Here is a 17,152-nt window from a genome sequence, read left to right as displayed (position 1 = left end):
ACCATGGTGTTCGCATCCCGTACCCGTCGATCGGAGAAGTCCGTTGCTCCTGTGAGAGGTCCCGTCCCCCGCGCACTCGCGCAATCGACCCTCACCCTTCGGGAGCCACCATGTCTTCATCCGGTATCACGCTGTCCGCACTCTCCTACGTCCATCCGGACGGCACCGTCGCCGTGCAGGATCTCGACGCCGTCGTCCCGGCCGGGCGGATCGGCCTGGTGGGCCGCAACGGAAGTGGGAAGACCACCCTGCTGCGGCTCATCGCGGGTGAACTCCGCCCGACCTCCGGTTCGTCGACGGTGCGCGGACGGGTCGCCTACCTTCCCCAGGACGTGACCCTCGATCCGACGGTGCCGGTCGATTCCGTCCTCGGTATCGGAGAGATCCGGAAGTCACTGCGACGCATCGAATCCGGATCGTTCGACGATCGGGACTTCGAGGTCGTCGCCGACCGGTGGGACATCGAGGACCGCGCCCTCGCGCTCATGCACCGAGTCGGCCTCGACCGGATCCTGCACGACGCCGGGGATTTCGATCGCACCGTCGGTCAGCTCTCCGGCGGGGAGACGGTGCTGCTCGCCTTCACCGCACGCCTGCTCGACGAGCCGGACGTGCTGCTGCTCGACGAGCCGACGAACAATCTCGACGCCGACGGTCGTGCGCGCCTGCAGGATGCACTCGACCGGTTCCCCGGCACGGTGCTCGTCGCCGGGCACGACCGGGAACTGCTCGACCGCACGGATGCGATCGCCGAACTGCGCAACGGTGCGTTGCGCCTGTTCGGCGGCGGGTTCGGCGAATACGAGCGGATCGTCGCGGAGGAACAGGAGGCGGCACGGGCTGCGGTGCGGGATGCCCGCAACGACGTGCGGCGCCAGGCACGCGAACTGGCGGCGGCGCACGTCACGATCGCCCGGCGGCAACGCTACGGGCAGAAGATGTACGAGCAGAAGCGCGAACCCAAGATCGTCATGGGCGCGCGCAAACGGCAGGCGCAGGAATCCGCCGGGCGTTTCCGCCGCGAGCACGAGGAGGATCTGACCACGGCACGGGAGAACCTGGACCGTGCGAAGGACGCGGTGCGCGACGATCCGGAGATCCGCATCGACCTGCCCGGGACCGCGGTTCCGCCCGGTCGGCGGGTGGCGGACGCACCGCTCGAGATCGTCGGGCCGGAGCGGATCGCGCTGCGCGGGCCCAACGGGTCGGGGAAGACGACCCTGCTGCACCGCATCGTCGAAGCGGAACCCCACGTTCCCTTCGCGTTGCTCCCGCAGCGGCTCGACATCTTCGACGACGATCGTTCGGTCGCGGAGAACGCCGAGGATCGGGCGCCGCACCTGACTCCGCAGCAGGTGCGGGCGCGTCTGGCGCGCTTCCTGTTCCGCGGCCGTCACGCCGAGGTCGCCGTGGGGGCGCTGTCGGGCGGGGAACGACTGCGGGCCGCGCTCGCGATCGTGCTCGCGGCCGATCCCGCTCCGCAGTTGCTGCTGTTGGACGAGCCCACCAACAACCTCGACCTGGCCGGTCTCGCGCACCTGACCCAGGCCCTGCGCGCCTACAGCGGTGCGCTCGTGGTGGTCTCGCACGACGAACGATTCCTCGAGGAGGTGGCGGTGGATCGGTCGGTCGAACTCGAAAGATGAGCCGTTCGGCGATACTGCTGGGATGAGCCATGCGACGAATCCCGCCGACGGCACCCGGATCCGGTTCACCACGGCAGGCCCCGAGGGGGCACCGGTCGTGCTGCTGGTCCACGGCAGTGCCCTGTCGTCGGCGGTGTGGCGGGCCTTCGGGTACGTGAAGGCGCTCGGCGGGGATTTCCGTCTGGTCATGCCCGATCTGCGTGGCCACGGCCGCAGCGACACCCCGCACGACGAGGATGCCTACGCGATGGACGCGATCGTCGGGGACCTGCTCGCCGTCCTGGACGCGGCGGGAGCCGACCGGGTGCACTACGTCGGCTATTCGTTCGGCGCCCGTGCAGGACTCGCGCTCGCCGTCGCCGCTCCGGAGCGGCTGGCGAGTCTGACCCTGCTCGGCGGGAGCGCACGCCCCCAGCAGGGAGCGATGGACGCGATGTTCTTCCCCGGCACCGTCGACGTGCTCGAGCGCGAGGGCATGGACGGTTTCATCCGTGCCTGGGAGGAAAGGCGTCGCACGCCGGTCGATCCCGCGACGCGTTCGGCCTTTTCTAAGAACGACGCGCAGGCTCTCGCCGCCTATTTCCGCCGGTCGGATCGGGAACCGGGAATCGGCGACGAGACACTCGCGGGCATCGACGTGCCCGTGCTCGCCGTCGTCGGGTCGGACGACCGCCTGCGTGTGGAGGACACCCGCGCGTTGTCGCGCACCGTCCCCGGTGCGCGACTCGCGATTCTGCGCGGGGTGGACCATGCCGAGACGGTCTCGGCCGCACTACCTGCGGTCGAGACCTTCCTCTCGGCACGCGCCGGCCGGAAACCGACCGACACGCGCTGATACTCGGTTCGGGCGCTCAGGCCGGGACGACGACCTGTTCCCGCGGTGTCATCGCCGGCACCGGCCGGGACTGCTGCGCCTTCCGGTGCGGTGCGACCACGGCCTTCTCCTGCGCAGCACGGGCAACCGCCTGCTGTCGGCCGACTCCGGATGCCTCCGCGAGCAGCGCCGATACCGACCGTTTCATGACCTCGACCGCCTCGGGCACCGACAGGCGCAGTACGTCCCGCAGCGATACCCAGGTAGGCCAGGTCGTCGACACTCCCAGCAGGTTCTCGATGTGGGTGCGGACGGTGTCGTCGACGCCCTCGAACTGGTCGGAGAACAACGCCCTGATCTCGTATCGCGCCCGGTCGAGATAGCGCAGGCGGTTGCGCTGCAATTCGCGCGAGAACGGCGCGCGGATCTCGGACGACCGCGCGAACGGCGCGATGTATTCGAGCAGTTCCGCCCGCTGCCTGCAGTAGGCGTCGATCCGTTCGTCGAGCGGCAGCGACGGATCGATCGGCTCGTAGGCGTCGTCCTGGCGCCGCATCAGTTCGGCACCGGTGGCGGCGAACAACGTCTCGAGATCGCCGAAGTGTCCCCACAACGATCGCAGGGACACTCCGGCCCGCGAGGCGATCTGCGCCCCTGTGGGTTTGAGCTCTCCCGCCCTGATGAGCGCGATATGAGCTTCTATGACGGCCTGCCGGGTGCGCTCTGCGCGAGCGCTCCTGCCGTCCGTCGTGACCGACGGCTTGTCGCCGTCCTTTCGTTCCGCGTACATCGCTCCCCCGATTTCCGCTCGGATTCCCCTCCGGACCGGTCACTCCCCTCGTCGGTGACCGGCATAACTTTTCTCATGGCGAACAATAGTCGACACAGCGGGGGAATTGTCATCCCCCATCCGAAAATTGTCCCGTTTGCGAATTTCGAGCGGCTGTACGCAGGGATTACTGTGTAAGCAATCCCTTCGCGATATGTGTTACTTGAATTTCGTTGCTACCCGCGTAGATCATCAGCGATTTCGCATCACGTGCAAGTTGTTCGACCCGATATTCGGCCATGTACCCGTTTCCCCCGAACAGTTGCACGGCCTCCATCGCCACCTCGGTCGCCGCCCGCGACGAGTACAGCTTCATCGCCGACGCCTCCGACAGGCTCACCGGCTTCCCCGCCTGCGCGCGCTCGATCGCGCTGAAGACCATGTTGCGGACGTTCACCCGCGCGATCTCCATCTCGGCGAGCTTGAGCTGGATCAACTGGAACTGGGCGATCTCCTTGCCCCACAGCTTCCGGGACTTCGCGTACTCCGTGCACAGCTTCAGGCACTGCTCGATGATGCCCAGGGCCAGATAGGCGATGCCGATCCGTTCGGTGGCGAAGGATTCGCGCGCGCTGTCCTTGCCGTCACTGCGACCGCCGTCCTCGGTCTCCCCGAGCAGCCGGTCGCGGGTCAGGCGCACGTTGTCGAAGAACAACTCGCCCGTCGGCGAGGAGTTCATGCCCATCTTCTTGAACGGTGGGCTCTGGGTGAGCCCTTCCATGCCCTTGTCCAGCACGAATGCAAGCACCTTGCGGTCGCGGCGATCCACCGAGGGATCCCCCTCGTCGAGCTTCGCGTACACGATGATCACGTCGGCGTACGGACCGTTGGTGATGAAGGTCTTCTGGCCGTTGAGGATGTAGTCCTCCCCGTCGCGGCGCACCGTCGTCTTCATCCCGCCGAAGGCGTCGGATCCCGAATCGGGTTCGGTGATCGCCCACGCACCGACCTTCTCGAAGGTCACCAGCTCGGGCAACCACCGCTTCTTCTGCGCGAGGGTGCCGCGGCTACGGATCGTGCCCGCCGTCAGACCCAGGCTGACGCCCAGCGAGGCGATGAGCCCGAGGCTCACCCCGGCGATCTCGATGTTGAGCAACGCCGCCATGCCCGGCGACCCGCCGGTACCTCCGGACGATCCCGAAGACTTCTCTCCGCGTTCCTCTTTCGCGAGGGCACGTTCGAGCGACTCGCGGGCCATCTCGTCGATGCCGAAAGTCGCGTACAACTTCCGGATGATGTCGTACGGCGGCAATTCTCCCGACTCGAGATTGTCGACGTGCGGACGGATTTCCTTCTCGATGAATCCGCGAAGTGCGTCGCGGAACATGAGGTCTGTGTCGGACCACTCGTACATGCACCGAACATAGAACAGGTGTCGATTCCCTCCCGCCCTTTCGTCCCACTGGGCAGTCGAAAACGCTCCACGTACAGCGTGCCGGTACTAGCCTTCGCCGCAGAGCACTCCGTCGGCGAGAGGGACATCGGAGATGGTCGATTCGAGTGGGTTTGCCGGCACGGACGTCCTCGCCCTGCACATGGGCGACGGTCTGATCGCCGACCGCGCATCCGCGTGGTTCTTCGTCATCGCCGTGATCGGGGTCAGCATCGCCGCCTGGTACGCACGCAGCGACCTGAACAAGAGGTCGGTGCCGACCGCGGCGGCGGTCTGCGCCCTGCTGTTCGCCCTGCAGGTGGTCGACGTACCGGTGCTGCCGGACGTCAGCGGCCACGTCGTGGGCGGCGCACTCGCGGCGATCCTGCTCGGCCCGTTCGTGGGTGCGGTCGCGTTGACGATCGTCCTGGTGGTGCAGGCCTTCGTCTTCGCCGACGGCGGCCTGTCGGCTCTGGGCGCCAACGTCACCAACATGGTGCTCGTCGCCATCGCCGCCGGTTTCCTCACCGCGACGGCACTGCGCGCACTGTGCGAACACCACGGGGTGCGGCGGTTCGTCATGCTCGGCCTGGTCTCGTTCGTCGCAGGGTTCGTCTCGGTCCTCGCGGCGGTGACGGGTTTCGTCGTCGAGTACGCCCTCGGCGGCACCTATGCGGTGCCGGTGTCGAACATCGGATTCCTCTACGCCACGCACATTCCCGTCGGGCTGGTCGAGGGTGTGGTGACGGCCGCCGTCGTCCTCGCCGTCGCGCGGATCTCCCCGGAATCCGTCCAACTCACCCGACTGCCGGTCAATCCTCTCGACGCGACCACCTCGCCGCCCCCGCCTCCGCGTCCGCGCGCTCGCGGGACGCTGTTCATCGGCCTGGCGTTCACTTCGCTCGTCGTCGCGGGGATCCTCGCACCGCTCGCCGTCGACACCCCCGGCGCTCTCGAGGTGGCCACCTCACGCGGCTGCGAGATCGACTCGCTCGCCGAGGATCTCACAGGCGATTGCATGGCGCGGGACGTCGAGGAACATCGGCTCGCCGACAGCGCACTGGCCGACTACACCATCGACGACCGTCCCGGTTCGACGGGTGTGGCCGCGGTGGTGGGGACGCTCGGCACCTTCGTCCTGGCCAGCGTGTGTTTCCGCGCTCTCGTGCCGCGGCCGGCGAAGACCACCACCGCCGAGCAGCGCTCACAGCAGCGGAGCAACTCTGCGGGCTGAGTCCGCAGGCTGCCGCGGCGGCACGGATCAGCGGGAGAGGTGCGCCTCGATGGTCGCCGCAGCCATGTCGCGACCGAACCGGATGGGCTCGACCGAGTGCTCGAACTTGCTGCCCGACAGGGCACCGTCGTAGATCAGCTGCACGCGCCGGGCCACGGCCTCGGGTTCGGACACCCCGGCGAGGTCGAGCAGTTCGACGAGCGTCGTCTTCAGCCATTCCCGGTGCGCGAGTACCGGTTCGAGTGGTTCCTGCGGAAATTCCGTCGCAGCGTTGGCGTACTGGCATCCCCGGAAGTTCTTTTTCGGCGCCGACTGCATCGCGAGATCGAAGAAGGTGAGGATCTTCGCGATCGGATCGTCGAGCGGTTCGACGGCGGCGTGCCATCGCTGCCGGTCGCGCCGGTCGAGGTCGTCCAGATAGGCGAGCACCAGTGCATCCTTCGACCCGTACGACGAGTAGAGGCTCGCGCGGGCGACGCCGGCCTCGGCGAGGATGCGGTCGATGCCCACCGCGCGGATGCCGTGCTCGGCGAAGAGCGCGCTCGCGGTGTCGAGCAGGCGTGTGGCGGGTGAGGGCTTGGACGGCGACCCCTCGGCTTTCCCCTTCGGACCGGCCGTGCCCTTCGGAGTGCCGGTTGATTCACTCTCGACGAACGTACGCACGTGCCCAGCGTAACGGACAGCGCGCGATAGACAGACCGTTCTATTCACAGTACGGTGGAGCACGTGACACACAGCCTTCTGACTCGCCGCCTGCACGTGGATCTCGTGCGGGTGTCGACTGCTGCGTGTTGTCGCTCCTCTCTCTGACCGGCCTCGTCTGCGTGCGCCGCATGCCGTAGTCGCCCCGTCCGAAGACGAAACGGCGCCCCGTCGTGCCCGGACCGGTCACAGTTCCAACCCGCTTTCCCGGAAGGTGACCTCATGTCGCTGTATCTCTACGAACTCGTCCCCACCGAAGGCCAGGCCGAGGCTGCCATCAAGGCCTTCGACGATGCTGTCGTCGCTGCCGGCGGCGAACTGATCGAATCCCAGGTCACCACCGGTGGCACGCGCGTCTTCGCGATTGCCGAGTTCGACGCGTGCCGCCCCGCGCAGCTCGAGTCGGCCTCCCTCGATGTCGCCGAGATCGTCGGCCCGAACGAGGTCCGTCTCGTCGGCGCCGAGCTCGACCAGATCAAGGCCACCCGCCCCGAGGCCGGTTACCTCGTCGAGTGGGACATCCCCGACACGATCGACATGGAGACCTACCTCGCGCGCAAGAAGGCGAACTCGCCGAAGTACGCCGATGTCCCCGAGGTGAGCTTCCTGCGCACCTACGTCCGCGAGGACATGGACAAGTGCCTGTGCTTCTACAACGCCCCCGACGAGGCCGCCGTCGTGCGTGCCCGCGAGGTCGTCAGCACGCCCATCGACCGTCTCCACTCCCTCGAAGGATAATCATCCGATGACCGCGGCCATTGACCGAACGAGCGAGCAACAGCGCGCGGCGATCGCAGAATTCGTACGCGACCGCGCCGCTGCTCTCGATCGCGGAGAAACCGACATCCGCACCGACATCGCCCGCACGGGTGAGCTCGGCCTGCTCCGCAAGGGGCTGGACGGGGAATGTCTCTCCGAGATGGTCGCGGTCATCGACGAGGTCGCCGCAGAGTCGCTCACCGTCGGCTTCTCGCTGTGGGCGCAGCGCATGGCGCTCGAATACATCGATCGCGCACCGCAGTTCCTGCGTGATCGCTACCGGGACGACCTCGCGTCCGGCCGCACGATCGGCGTCACCGCCATGGCCGCGGCCCTCAAGCATCTCGCCGGTCTCGGCGAACTCCCCCTCGTCGCCGAACGGACCGACGACGGCATCACCGTCACCGGACCGATCCACTGGGCGTCCAACGTCTTTCCCGACTCGGTGATCGTCTTCCCGGCCCGCACCGCCGACGGCGATCGTCTCGTCGCCGTGGTCCGCGCCGATGCCGAAGGCATCACCATCGCGGATTCACCCGAACTGCTCGCGCTCGGTGCCACGTCGTCGACCTCGCTGAAGTTCGACGGTGTGCGGATTCCGCAGTCGCACATCCTCACCGAGGATCTCACGAACTTCTGCGGTTCGATCCGTCCCACCTTCATGATGTTGCAGACCTCGTTCTGCGTCGGCATCGCACGCGCGTCGCTCACCGAGGCGGCCGGCCGCCTGCACGGACTCGGCGAACAGTTCACCGGTGAGTACGAAGAACTTTCGGCGCGCTACGAGTCGCTGCGCGAACGGCTGTACCGCTTCGCCACCGATCCCGCCTCGATCGCTCCTGCGGAATTCATCCGTCTGCGCCTCGACGGTTCGGTCGTCGCAGTCGCGGCGACCCGCCTCGAGGCGACACTGCGCGGCGGCGCCGGATACGCGACGGCCAGCGCCACCAACCGCCGATTCCGTGAGGCGGCCTTCCTGCCCATTCAATCGCCGTCGGAAGGACAGCTTCGGTGGGAACTGTCGCAGTACGAATAGCGAACGGATACAAGAGTTTCGCCGGTCGCCGTAGCCCGGTCCTCCAGGGGGTGGACCTGGATATCGCGACCGGCGAGTTCCTCGTCGTGCTCGGCAGCAGCGGTAGCGGCAAGTCGACGCTGCTGCGGATCGTCGCGGGTCTCGATCACCTCGATCGCGGTTCCGTCGACTGGCCCGACACCGAAGGCGACAACCGCCCGCACACCGGAATGGTCTTCCAACAACCCTTCCTGATGCCGTGGCTCACCGTGCGCGAGAACATCGCCTTCGGTGGACGTTTCGCCGCGCACCGCGAGCGGTTCGACACCGCCTACGCCGATTCGCTCCTCGAGCGGTTCGGCCTCTCCGCGCTCGCCGGCTACTACCCCGACCAACTGTCCGGCGGTCAGGCCCAGCGCATCGCCGTCATCCGCGCCGTCGCGGTGCGTCCGCGACTGCTGCTGCTCGACGAACCGTTCAGCGCTCTCGACCCGGCCACCCGTTCCGATCTGCGATCGTGGCTCGGCGAACTCGCGCGCGATCTCGGTTTCACGACGGTCCTCGTCACCCACGACATCGACGAGGCGCTCGAACTCGCCGACCGCATCGCACTGTTCGGGAGTTCGGGTGTGGTGCAGCAGGAATGGACGCTCGGCGGCATGTCGGCGCTCGACCGCGACGCGCTGCGTCCGGCCATCCTGGCGCACTACCGCGATTCGTCGCTGTCCGCGACATGACCGATCCGGGCCTGTTCAGTCGTCGCACCCTCATGCGCGGTGCACTCGGCCTCGCGGCTGCCGGGGGTATCGCCGGCACGATCGACCTCGCGCGCACCGCGACCACCGACCGCGCCAACCGCACGGGTCAGCTGCGCATCGGCTACCTGCCGATCACCGACGCCGCGCCGCTGCTCGTCGCGCACGGATCGAGTCTGTATCCCGCCGGCGTCGTCGATTCCGCGAAGCCGGTGCTCTTCCGCAGCTGGGCGTCGCTCGCCGAGGCCTTCATCAGCCGACGCGTCGACGTCGTGCACCTGCTCATGCCCATGGCAGTCCAGTTGCGGTACAGCCTCGGCAGTTCCGTGCGGATCCTCGGCTGGAACCACACCAACGGCTCGGCACTGACGGTCGCCCCGCACATCACCGACCTGAGCGATCTCGCCGGGCAGACGGTGGCGATCCCGTTCTGGTGGTCGATCCACAACATCGCCCTGCAGCAACTGTTGCGGGCGCACGGACTGACGCCGGTCGTGCGGGAGGCGCCGTCGAAGTCCGCCCGCACCGTGGGTCTCGTCGTCATGGGTCCGTCCGACATGATCCCGGCCCTGGCGAACGGCTCGATCGCCGCGTTCACCGTCGCCGATCCGTTCAATGCTGCCGCGGAGGTCCGCGGGGTGGGGCGGATCCACCGCTTCCTCGGTGATGTCTGGCGCGACCACGCGTGCTGCGCCCTGCTCGTGCACGAGGACCTGATCGAACGCGACCCCGTCGCGGTGCAGTCCCTCACCGACTCGGTGGTCTCCGCCCAGTTGCAGATCGGCGCCGACCGTCAGGCCGCGGCCGCGATGCTCTCCGCCGGTTACCTGCCGCAGCCGCTGCCCGCGATCACGAAGGCGCTGACCTATCCCGACCGCGAGGCCGGCACGGTGCACCCGCAGTGGCAGCCGCAGCGCATCGGCTACCAGCCGTTCCCCTTCCCGACCTTCACCGCGGCGCTGATCGAGGCGATGCACGACACCGTCGTCGACGGCGACACGCGGTTCCTGTCGCGCCTCGACCCTGCGACCGTGCACGACGACCTCGTCGACGACCGGTTCGTCCGCACGTCCCTCACCCGCGTCGACGGCACCGATGCCTTCGGCCTTCCCGCCGATCTCACCCGCACAGAGGAGGTCGATCCTTCGTGAGCGCCCCGACCAGCACGGCGCCGGAGACGGCCCGCACCGTCCGGCATCTGCCCCTCGTCCCCCAAGCCGTCGCCATCGTCATCGCGATCGCCCTGTGGTGGTTCGTGACGACGGTGCTCGTCGCGCCGGATTCGCTCGTGCGGGACTTCGCCCCGCAGTACGTCTTCCCCGCGATCGTCGACCTGTTCGCCCGCGGTGTCCTGCTGCCCGACACCCTCGCGAGTCTGTGGCGGCTGCTGGTGGGTCTGCTGATCGCCGCGACGCTCGGCATCCCGCTCGGGTTGCTGATCGGACTCAACCCGCTGGTCGAACGCGCGACGATGCCCATCATGCAGTTCTTGCGGATGATCTCGCCGCTGTCGTGGGCGCCGATCGCCGTGGCGCTGTTCGGCATCGGGCACCAGCCGGTCTTCTTCCTCATCGCCGCCGCCGCGATCTGGCCGATCGTCATCAATACGGCGGCCGGGGTGCACGGCATCGACCAGGGCTATCTGATGGTGGCCCGATCGTTCGGCGCGACGCGACTCGAACTGCTCACCACCGTCGTCCTGCCGGCCATCCGCGCGCAGGTGCAGACCGGTCTGCGGGTCGGCCTCGGTATCGCGTGGGTCGTGCTCGTGCCCGCCGAGATGCTCGGCGTGCGGTCGGGTCTGGGCTACCAGATCCTCAACGCCCGCGACCAGCTCGCCTACGACCAGGTCATGGCCGTGATCGTCGTGATCGGTTTCCTCGGGTTCTGGCTCGACTGGGCGGCGCGGCACCTGCTGCGCGAACGGCGCAGGCCGGTGAGCGTCGAGGAAGCCGACCGCCCGCTCTGACCTGCGATCAGGACTCGAGCGGCGTCAGTACGAAGACGGGAAGCACCCGGTCGGTGCGCTTCGCGTACAGCGCGTAGTTCGGCCACGTCTGCAGCAGCACGTGCCACAGCCGCTCGCGTTCGTCGCCCTCCGCGATCCGCACCGACACCGCGTACTCGTGCCCGTCGTACAGCACCTGCGCCCGGTCGGCCGCGCGCAGGTTGACGGCCCAGGACGGCGCCTTCGGGTGTCCCCAGTTCGAGCCCACCACGAGCCATCCCCCGTCGTGCGGCACGCACAGCAGCGGCGTGGACCGCGGCTCCCCGGTCTTGCGGCCCTTCACGGTGAGCACGAGCGACGGCAGTCCCGCGATCGCGAGCAGGGTGACCTTGCCGCGTGTGACACGTTGGATGGCCTTGTCCACCGCGATGATCGGCCGTGAGTACCGCGGCAACCACGGCAACGCTCCGATACGGACGGCGACCGGTCGGAGCGGATTCATGCGGCTATCTCCCCCAGGCTGCCAGCAGCGTCCGGGCTGCAGCGACGACGGCCAGCGGCTGATCGATCATCGGATGGTGGCCGGAAGCCGGAAGATCGATCAGCAACGCATCAGGGCCCAGATTATCGACGATCCGCCCGTAGAGCGCGTCGTCGATGATGCCGCGTTCGCAGCGGAAGTAGGCGACGGCGCATCCCGGATTCATCACCTCGAGGCTACGGCGCCCCTCACGTCCCATGCGGAGATTGTCGAATTTCCACGACCAGCCGCCGTCGACCTGCTTCAGCGACCCGCGGGCGATGTGCTCGAGCACGTAGGGTTCGGCGTCGTCCTGCGGCGGCACAAGGCGGAACCGTGCGACGGCGTCCTCCGCCGCGGCGTAGACCTTCGGCGGTCCGGCGTTCGCGACGGCCTTCGCGCGCATCTCGAGTTCCTCGGGCGTCATGTCGCGGATCGGCGAATCGATGATCACAACACCGGCAAGTTCGTCGCCGTGGAGATGGGAGGCCGCGAACGACACGATCCCGCCCATGCTGTGGCCGATGAGGACCGGCGGACCGCTGATACCGCCGACCCGGGCCGCGGCGAGAACCTCCGCGGACCACGCTTCCAGGGTGTAGTGCTCGCGGTGGTCGCTGTCGCCGTGACCGCTCAGGTCGAGAGCGACGACGCGACGTCCGGCGGCGAGCTGCGGGCCGATGTGGTCCCACCACCCCGAATGCGCCATGCCGCCGTGGACCAGCACGACGCCCGGCAGACCGGATTCGCCCCACGCCCGGAAGGCGATGGTCGCACCCGCTGCCTCGACCTTCCCGGTCTCGACGGGTGCGGCCAGGGCGTCGACGAACCACTGAGGAGCAGATCCGTTATTGCTCATCACCCGAACTTATGTCAGATGTGACGAGCGCCAACATCCGGGCCATCAGTTCGATCCGTCGCACGTCGAATTCCGGCTGCGGATGCACCGTCGACGCCAGCGCTTCGCCGTCGAACATGTGCACGAGCGACAGCAGCAGGGTGTCGAAGATGTCGGACGGGAACCGGGCCGCGACCGGCAGCGACCTGCCGAAATCGACGATCTGGGCGTGGTAGCGCTCGGCCATCGGCGCCAGATGCTCCCGCAGCGCCGGGTCGGTGCGCGCCGCGCCGAGCAGTTCGTACCAGGCGGCGTTCATCGGCGCCCGGCAGGCGGTGCGCAGCAGTTCGAGGCACACCCGCAGCGACTCGGAGATGTCCGCGTGCTCGTCACCGAGCGCCGCGAGGCCGGCCTCGAAGTTCGCGAACTGGCGTTCCCGGACCGCATCGGCCGCCGCGATCATCAGGTCGAGTCGCGTCGGGAAGTGCCGGAACACCCCACCCGACGACACCCCCGAGCGCCGGCACACCTCACCGATCGTCGTCGCGGTGTAGCCGAGCTCGGCGAGGGAGGTGATGGTCGCGTCGAGGATGCGACCGATCGTCTCCTCCCTGCGCTCCTGCTGGGTGCGGCGTACTGCGGGTGCGCTCACGCGACGGGCTCACCCGCCGGGGTGCGGATCGGCGCGGGTCCACGTTCCTCCACTCCCGCGCGCAGGAACCGGCCGGTGCCGACGGTGCGTCCGTAGCCGGGCACGAACTCACCCTCGCGGTAGACCACCCGGCCGGCGACCGCCGTCGCCGTGACGGCGCGATCGTTGCGGTCGACCATGCGGCGGATTCCGCCGAACTCCTCGAGCGGAGCCTCGTGGTAGGCGTCGACATCGGCGTTCAGCCCGGCAGGATCGACAACGACGAAGTCGGCGCGGTCGCCCACCCGCAGGTGGCCGGCGTCGATTCCGTAGAAGTCACCGAGTTCGCCGGTGAGCTTGTGGACGGCCTCGGGCAGCGTGAGGAACGGCTTGCCCGACTTCTCGGCGTCGTGGACGCGGCGCAGCAGGCAGATCGCGAAGTTGTAGAAGGCCATGTTCCGTAGGTGGGCGCCGGCATCCGAGAATCCCACGGTGACGCCGGGAGTGCGGATGAGCCGGTCGGCGACCTTGCTGCGGTCGTTGGCGATCACGGTGTGCCACCGGAACTTCCGGCCGTGCTCGACGACGAGGTCGAGGAAGGTGTCGACCGGGTGCAGTTTCCTCTCGCGCGCGACGTCACCGATCGACCGGCCGATGAGCGAGGCGTCGGGGCATTCGACGATCCGGGTGTCGTCGAAGTCGCGGTGCCACACGCGGGGTGAGAACTTCTTCTCGAAGTCCTGCCGGAACCAGCGACGGTAGGCCTCGTCGCGCAGCAGGTCGTTGCGGACGAGTTCGTCCTGCAGATGCAGTGCGGCACGACCCGATCCGAACTCCTCGAAGACGACGAGGTCGATGCCGTCGGAGTACACCTCGAAGGTCGTGGGCAGGTGCTGCCAGCGGAAGGCACCCTTGCCGATCCGATTGGCCGCAAACGCGATCGGACCGAAGATGCGGTTGACCCACCGTTCGGCCTTCGTGTCGGCCGCGGCGAGCACCGACGCCTTCATCGGCTTGCGTCCGATGCCCGTGCTGGCGAGGGCGAAGAACGCGACGTCGTACTTGGTGTTGAGGTTCGGCACGGCCTGCAGGATGCGACCGCGTCGGCGCAGGATCTTGTGCAGGCGGCGGAATTCCGACCACGACGCGTGGGTCGACGGCAGGGTGCGCGAGCGGTAACGGTCGCCGTCCATCTTGTCCCACGGGTTCGTCATCGTCGACACTCCGAGGAAGCCCGCGTCGAGGGCGTCCTCGACGCGCGCGTCGATGTCGGCGAGTTCGGCGCGGGTCGGGCGGTTCGCCGACTCCGTGGAGCGTCCGAGTCCCATCACCGACGCGCGGACGTCCGAATGCCCCACGAAGGCCGTCACATTCGGTCCGAGCGGCAGCTTGTTCAGCGCCTCGATGTATTCGCGCGGCGTGCTCCAGGTCTTGGACTTCTCGAGAGCCGAGAGGACGTGCTCTCGCGGAAGCGCCTCGACACGGCTGAACAGGTCGGCAGCGTCGACCGGCGGCACGAACACCGTCGAGATCGAGCAGTTGCCCATGAGCACGGTCGTGACGCCGTGCCGCACCGACTCGGACAGACCCGGACCCACGAGCACTTCGGCGTCGTAGTGGGTGTGGGTGTCGACGAAGCCGGGCATCACCCAGCGGCCGTGCGCGTCGACGACCTCGGTGTTCGGGCCGGCGGGAAGGCTGTCGGAGGTCGCGGTGACGACGACCCCGTCGCGGATGCCGAGGTTGCGGACGACGCCGGGCGCGCCCGTCCCGTCGAACCAGAGACCACCTCGGACGATGACGTCGAAATCCCCATGATTGTGATCCACACCACTCATGGCGCGAGGGTAACACGAAAAAGAGGTCGCGCACTCTCTAAATTTCCGGTCCCGACCGTCTACGGTTCGGCCATGGATCTCGACACCACTCCGGCACTGCTCGTCGACCGCGACATCCTCGATCGCAACATCGCGCGGATGGCGCAGTCCGCCGCCTCGCGAGGTCTGTCGCTCCGACCCCACGCGAAGACGCACAAGTGCTCCGAGATCGGACGACGGCAGCTCGACGCGGGAGCCCGCGGTCTCACAGTTGCGACCGTCTCCGAAGCCGAGGTCTTCGCCGACGAGGGCTTCGACGACCTGTTCGTCGCGTATCCGCTGTGGGTGGACGCCGCCCGCGGCGCTCGGCTGCGCGCGCTGGCCGGACGGGTGCGTCTCACGGTCGGGATCGATTCGGCGACCGGAGCCCGGCAACTCGTCGAGCACGCCGGCACCGCGATCGGGGTGCTCGTCGAGATCGACAGTGGGCACCACCGCACCGGCGTGCTGCCCGAGCAGGCCGGAACAGTGGCGTCGGCGGCGCGCGAAGCAGGCCTCGACGTGCGTGGTGTCTTCACCTTCCCCGGCCACTCGTACGCACCCGACGCGCCGGGCAGTGCCGCCCGGGAGGAAGCCGACGCGCTGGCGGTTGCAGCGGCGTCGCTACGAGCAGCGGGGATCGAGCCGTCCGTGATCAGTGGCGGCTCCTCCCCCACAGCTCTCCTCGAAGTACCTACGGTCGCAACCGAACTGCGACCCGGTGTGTACATCTTCGGTGACGCCCAGCAACTCGAACTCGGCGCGGTGAGCGAATCCGACATCGCACTGACCGCGCTGGCAACCGTCGTCTCCACTCGCGACCAGGTGGTCGTCCTCGATGCCGGTTCCAAGGTCCTCGGCGCCGACCGGGCCGCGTGGGCCACCGGGTACGGACGCATCCTCGGCGAACCGGACGCACGCATCACCGCACTGTCGGAACATCACGCGACGGTGCAGTGGCCGGAGGCGTCGACCCGCCCACGACTCGGCGACAAGGTGAGGGTGATCCCCAACCACGTGTGCAACGCCGTGAACCTCGCGGACGAACTGATCGTGCTTTCGAACGGTGAAGTGGTGGACACCTGGCGGGTGGTCGCGCGAGGATGTACGACGTGATGCGCAGACGTCTGGCCTGCCTGACCGCGGCGGTAGTACTGCCGCTGAGTGCGTGCGCGTCCGAATCGACCGCGCCGGACACCGAGACCACCGGACCGGCGACCACCGGGACCGTCACGGACGCAACCGCCTCCGCGGTCTCCGAGGTGAACGGAGTACCCCACGTGATCGGGACGGTGGCGTCCGGACTCGACACGCCGTGGGGCATCGCCTTCCTGCCCACCGGCTCCGCGTTGGTCACCGAACGCAACAGCGGCCGGATCGTCGAGATCACCGACGGTGAGGTCCGCGAGGTCGGTCGCGTCGGCGAGACCCTCGCGCAGGGCGAATCGGGGCTGCTGGGGATCGCGGTGTCGCCGACCTTCGACACCGACCGCTTCGTCTATCTCTACGTGACCACCGGCAGCGACAACCGGGTACTCAGAGCAGTTCTCGACGGCACCACGCTTGCCGAACCGGAGGTGATCCTCGACGGCATCCCGTCCGCCCGGATCCACGACGGTGGGCGGATGACCTTCGGTCCCGACGGGATGCTGTACGTCGCGACCGGCGAGGCGGGCCGCCGCGAACTGGCCCAGGATCCGAATTCGCTCGGCGGCAAGATCCTTCGCATCACGAGCGACGGCGAACCCGCACCCGGCAATCCCGATCCGGCATCGCCGGCGTACTCGCTCGGTCACCGCAACGTACAAGGACTCTCGTTCGACGACCGGGGACGGTTGTGGGCGTCGGAATTCGGGCAGAACGACGTCGACGAATTGAATCTCGTGACGGCAGGCGCAAACTACGGCTGGCCTGTGGTCGAAGGCGCCGGGGGTTCCGACGAATTCGTCGATCCGGTCCTCACGTGGCCGGTCTCGCAGGCGTCGCCGTCGGGCCTGGCGTGGTTCGACGGCAGCCTCTGGATGGCAGGCCTGCGCGGAGAACGCTTGTGGCGCATTGATGTTCAGGACACCGCAGCCACCGCAACCGATTTCTTCGTCGGCGAGTACGGAAGGCTGCGGACCGTCGTCGCCGCGCCGGACGGCTCGCTGTGGCTGACGACGTCCAACCGGGACGGTCGCGGCAGCCCGGCCGGCGACGACGATCGCATCCTCCGGATCGAGATCTCCTGACG

18 protein-coding genes are annotated in these 17,152 nt (G+C 68.2%); 11 read left to right on the top strand and 7 right to left on the bottom strand.

Annotated elements, in window-relative coordinates; genetic code table 11:
• Positions 1-110 precede the first annotated feature (110 nt).
• A complete protein-coding gene (locus ACPCXD_RS02620) occupies positions 111-1,646 on the top strand; it encodes an ABC-F family ATP-binding cassette domain-containing protein (RefSeq protein ID WP_160874133.1) in 1,536 nt (511 codons plus the stop codon).
• Positions 1,647-1,668: 22 nt separating this feature from the next.
• Positions 1,669-2,481: an alpha/beta fold hydrolase gene (locus tag ACPCXD_RS02615; protein WP_160874135.1), complete on the top strand. Its 813-nt coding sequence runs from the start codon at positions 1,669-1,671 to the stop codon at positions 2,479-2,481.
• 16 nt (positions 2,482-2,497) lie between these two features.
• On the opposite strand, the gene ACPCXD_RS02610 is transcribed toward ACPCXD_RS02615, so the two are convergent.
• On the bottom strand, positions 2,498-3,088 hold the full coding sequence (locus ACPCXD_RS02610; RefSeq protein ID WP_120283693.1) for a TetR family transcriptional regulator: 591 nt from the start codon (positions 3,086-3,088) through the stop codon (positions 2,498-2,500).
• A gap of 328 nt (positions 3,089-3,416) precedes the next feature.
• Positions 3,417-4,643, bottom strand: coding sequence for an acyl-CoA dehydrogenase family protein (locus ACPCXD_RS02605; protein ID WP_423658241.1), 1,227 nt, complete (start codon positions 4,641-4,643; stop codon positions 3,417-3,419).
• A gap of 133 nt (positions 4,644-4,776) precedes the next feature.
• On the opposite strand from ACPCXD_RS02605, the gene ACPCXD_RS02600 reads away from it, so the two are divergent.
• The gene (locus tag ACPCXD_RS02600) at positions 4,777-5,895 is read left to right on the top strand and encodes an energy-coupling factor ABC transporter permease (protein ID WP_088898272.1); all 1,119 of its coding nucleotides are present in this window, start codon (positions 4,777-4,779) and stop codon (positions 5,893-5,895) included.
• 27 nt (positions 5,896-5,922) lie between these two features.
• Here ACPCXD_RS02600 and ACPCXD_RS02595 read toward each other — a convergent pair whose 3' ends face one another.
• A complete protein-coding gene (locus tag ACPCXD_RS02595) occupies positions 5,923-6,453 on the bottom strand; it encodes a TetR/AcrR family transcriptional regulator (RefSeq protein WP_253250082.1) in 531 nt (176 codons plus the stop codon).
• A 159-nt stretch (positions 6,454-6,612) separates the two neighbouring features.
• Between ACPCXD_RS02595 and ACPCXD_RS02590 the strand changes: the two genes are divergently transcribed.
• From ACPCXD_RS02590 to ACPCXD_RS02565, 6 genes are all read left to right on the top strand, one after another.
• Complete coding sequence (locus ACPCXD_RS02590; RefSeq protein WP_363890111.1) at positions 6,613-6,705, top strand: putative leader peptide; 93 nt, start codon at positions 6,613-6,615, stop codon at positions 6,703-6,705.
• A gap of 114 nt (positions 6,706-6,819) precedes the next feature.
• Positions 6,820-7,335: a DUF4242 domain-containing protein gene (locus ACPCXD_RS02585; RefSeq protein WP_016694511.1), complete on the top strand. Its 516-nt coding sequence runs from the start codon at positions 6,820-6,822 to the stop codon at positions 7,333-7,335.
• 7 nt (positions 7,336-7,342) lie between these two features.
• Positions 7,343-8,392: an acyl-CoA dehydrogenase family protein gene (locus ACPCXD_RS02580; RefSeq protein ID WP_423658238.1), complete on the top strand. Its 1,050-nt coding sequence runs from the start codon at positions 7,343-7,345 to the stop codon at positions 8,390-8,392.
• Positions 8,368-9,108 (top strand): ABC transporter ATP-binding protein, encoded by a 741-nt coding sequence (locus ACPCXD_RS02575; protein WP_024102074.1) that lies wholly within the window; start codon positions 8,368-8,370, stop codon positions 9,106-9,108. Before ACPCXD_RS02580 ends, ACPCXD_RS02575 begins: the two co-directional genes overlap by 25 nt.
• Entirely contained in the window at positions 9,105-10,277 is a 1,173-nt protein-coding gene (locus ACPCXD_RS02570) for an ABC transporter substrate-binding protein (RefSeq protein ID WP_423658236.1), read from the top strand. The genes ACPCXD_RS02575 and ACPCXD_RS02570 overlap by 4 nt, the downstream gene beginning before the upstream one ends.
• A gap of 47 nt (positions 10,278-10,324) precedes the next feature.
• Positions 10,325-11,095 carry an ABC transporter permease gene (locus tag ACPCXD_RS02565; protein WP_423658838.1) on the top strand — a complete coding sequence of 257 codons (771 nt, stop codon included), beginning with the start codon at positions 10,325-10,327 and terminating at the stop codon, positions 11,093-11,095.
• A gap of 7 nt (positions 11,096-11,102) precedes the next feature.
• Here ACPCXD_RS02565 and ACPCXD_RS02560 read toward each other — a convergent pair whose 3' ends face one another.
• Genes ACPCXD_RS02560 through ACPCXD_RS02545 form a run of 4 tightly spaced genes read right to left on the bottom strand, consistent with a single transcriptional unit; the run spans position 11,103 to position 14,901 of the window.
• Complete coding sequence (locus ACPCXD_RS02560; protein WP_423658234.1) at positions 11,103-11,576, bottom strand: nitroreductase family deazaflavin-dependent oxidoreductase; 474 nt, start codon at positions 11,574-11,576, stop codon at positions 11,103-11,105.
• A gap of 4 nt (positions 11,577-11,580) precedes the next feature.
• A complete protein-coding gene (locus tag ACPCXD_RS02555) occupies positions 11,581-12,453 on the bottom strand; it encodes an alpha/beta fold hydrolase (RefSeq protein ID WP_172414957.1) in 873 nt (290 codons plus the stop codon).
• Positions 12,443-13,084: a TetR/AcrR family transcriptional regulator gene (locus ACPCXD_RS02550; protein WP_423658232.1), complete on the bottom strand. Its 642-nt coding sequence runs from the start codon at positions 13,082-13,084 to the stop codon at positions 12,443-12,445. Before ACPCXD_RS02550 ends, ACPCXD_RS02555 begins: the two co-directional genes overlap by 11 nt.
• Positions 13,081-14,901 carry an N-acyl-D-amino-acid deacylase family protein gene (locus ACPCXD_RS02545; protein ID WP_423658230.1) on the bottom strand — a complete coding sequence of 607 codons (1,821 nt, stop codon included), beginning with the start codon at positions 14,899-14,901 and terminating at the stop codon, positions 13,081-13,083. Before ACPCXD_RS02545 ends, ACPCXD_RS02550 begins: the two co-directional genes overlap by 4 nt.
• A 72-nt stretch (positions 14,902-14,973) precedes the next feature.
• Between ACPCXD_RS02545 and ACPCXD_RS02540 the strand changes: the two genes are divergently transcribed.
• Entirely contained in the window at positions 14,974-16,035 is a 1,062-nt protein-coding gene (locus tag ACPCXD_RS02540) for a D-TA family PLP-dependent enzyme (RefSeq protein ID WP_088898281.1), read from the top strand.
• Positions 16,035-17,150: a PQQ-dependent sugar dehydrogenase gene (locus ACPCXD_RS02535; RefSeq protein WP_160874219.1), complete on the top strand. Its 1,116-nt coding sequence runs from the start codon at positions 16,035-16,037 to the stop codon at positions 17,148-17,150. Before ACPCXD_RS02540 ends, ACPCXD_RS02535 begins: the two co-directional genes overlap by 1 nt.
• The last annotated feature ends 2 nt before the right edge of the window (positions 17,151-17,152 follow it).

It is taken from the genome of Rhodococcus sp. AB351 (assembly GCF_049538275.1).
Classification (GTDB): Bacteria; Actinomycetota; Actinomycetes; order Mycobacteriales; family Mycobacteriaceae; genus Rhodococcus.
Note: the sequence above shows the minus strand (reverse complement) of the source record. Positions and strands in the feature narration are given on the sequence as shown.

Bases quoted from the DNA above. Each gene is read 5' to 3' on its own strand.
- ACPCXD_RS02535 (WP_160874219.1), top strand. From the start codon at position 16,035: ATGCGCAGACGTCTGGCCTGCCTGACCGCGGCGGTAGTACTGCCGCTG.
- ACPCXD_RS02585 (WP_016694511.1), top strand. From the start codon at position 6,820: ATGTCGCTGTATCTCTACGAACTCGTCCCCACCGAAGGCCAGGCCGAG.
- ACPCXD_RS02555 (WP_172414957.1), bottom strand. From the start codon at position 12,453: ATGAGCAATAACGGATCTGCTCCTCAGTGGTTCGTCGACGCCCTGGCC.
- ACPCXD_RS02545 (WP_423658230.1), bottom strand. From the start codon at position 14,901: ATGAGTGGTGTGGATCACAATCATGGGGATTTCGACGTCATCGTCCGA.
- ACPCXD_RS02580 (WP_423658238.1), top strand. From the start codon at position 7,343: ATGACCGCGGCCATTGACCGAACGAGCGAGCAACAGCGCGCGGCGATC.
- ACPCXD_RS02570 (WP_423658236.1), top strand. From the start codon at position 9,105: ATGACCGATCCGGGCCTGTTCAGTCGTCGCACCCTCATGCGCGGTGCA.
- ACPCXD_RS02540 (WP_088898281.1), top strand. From the start codon at position 14,974: ATGGATCTCGACACCACTCCGGCACTGCTCGTCGACCGCGACATCCTC.
- ACPCXD_RS02600 (WP_088898272.1), top strand. From the start codon at position 4,777: ATGGTCGATTCGAGTGGGTTTGCCGGCACGGACGTCCTCGCCCTGCAC.
- ACPCXD_RS02620 (WP_160874133.1), top strand. From the start codon at position 111: ATGTCTTCATCCGGTATCACGCTGTCCGCACTCTCCTACGTCCATCCG.
- ACPCXD_RS02605 (WP_423658241.1), bottom strand. From the start codon at position 4,643: ATGTACGAGTGGTCCGACACAGACCTCATGTTCCGCGACGCACTTCGC.
- ACPCXD_RS02560 (WP_423658234.1), bottom strand. From the start codon at position 11,576: ATGAATCCGCTCCGACCGGTCGCCGTCCGTATCGGAGCGTTGCCGTGG.
- ACPCXD_RS02615 (WP_160874135.1), top strand. From the start codon at position 1,669: ATGAGCCATGCGACGAATCCCGCCGACGGCACCCGGATCCGGTTCACC.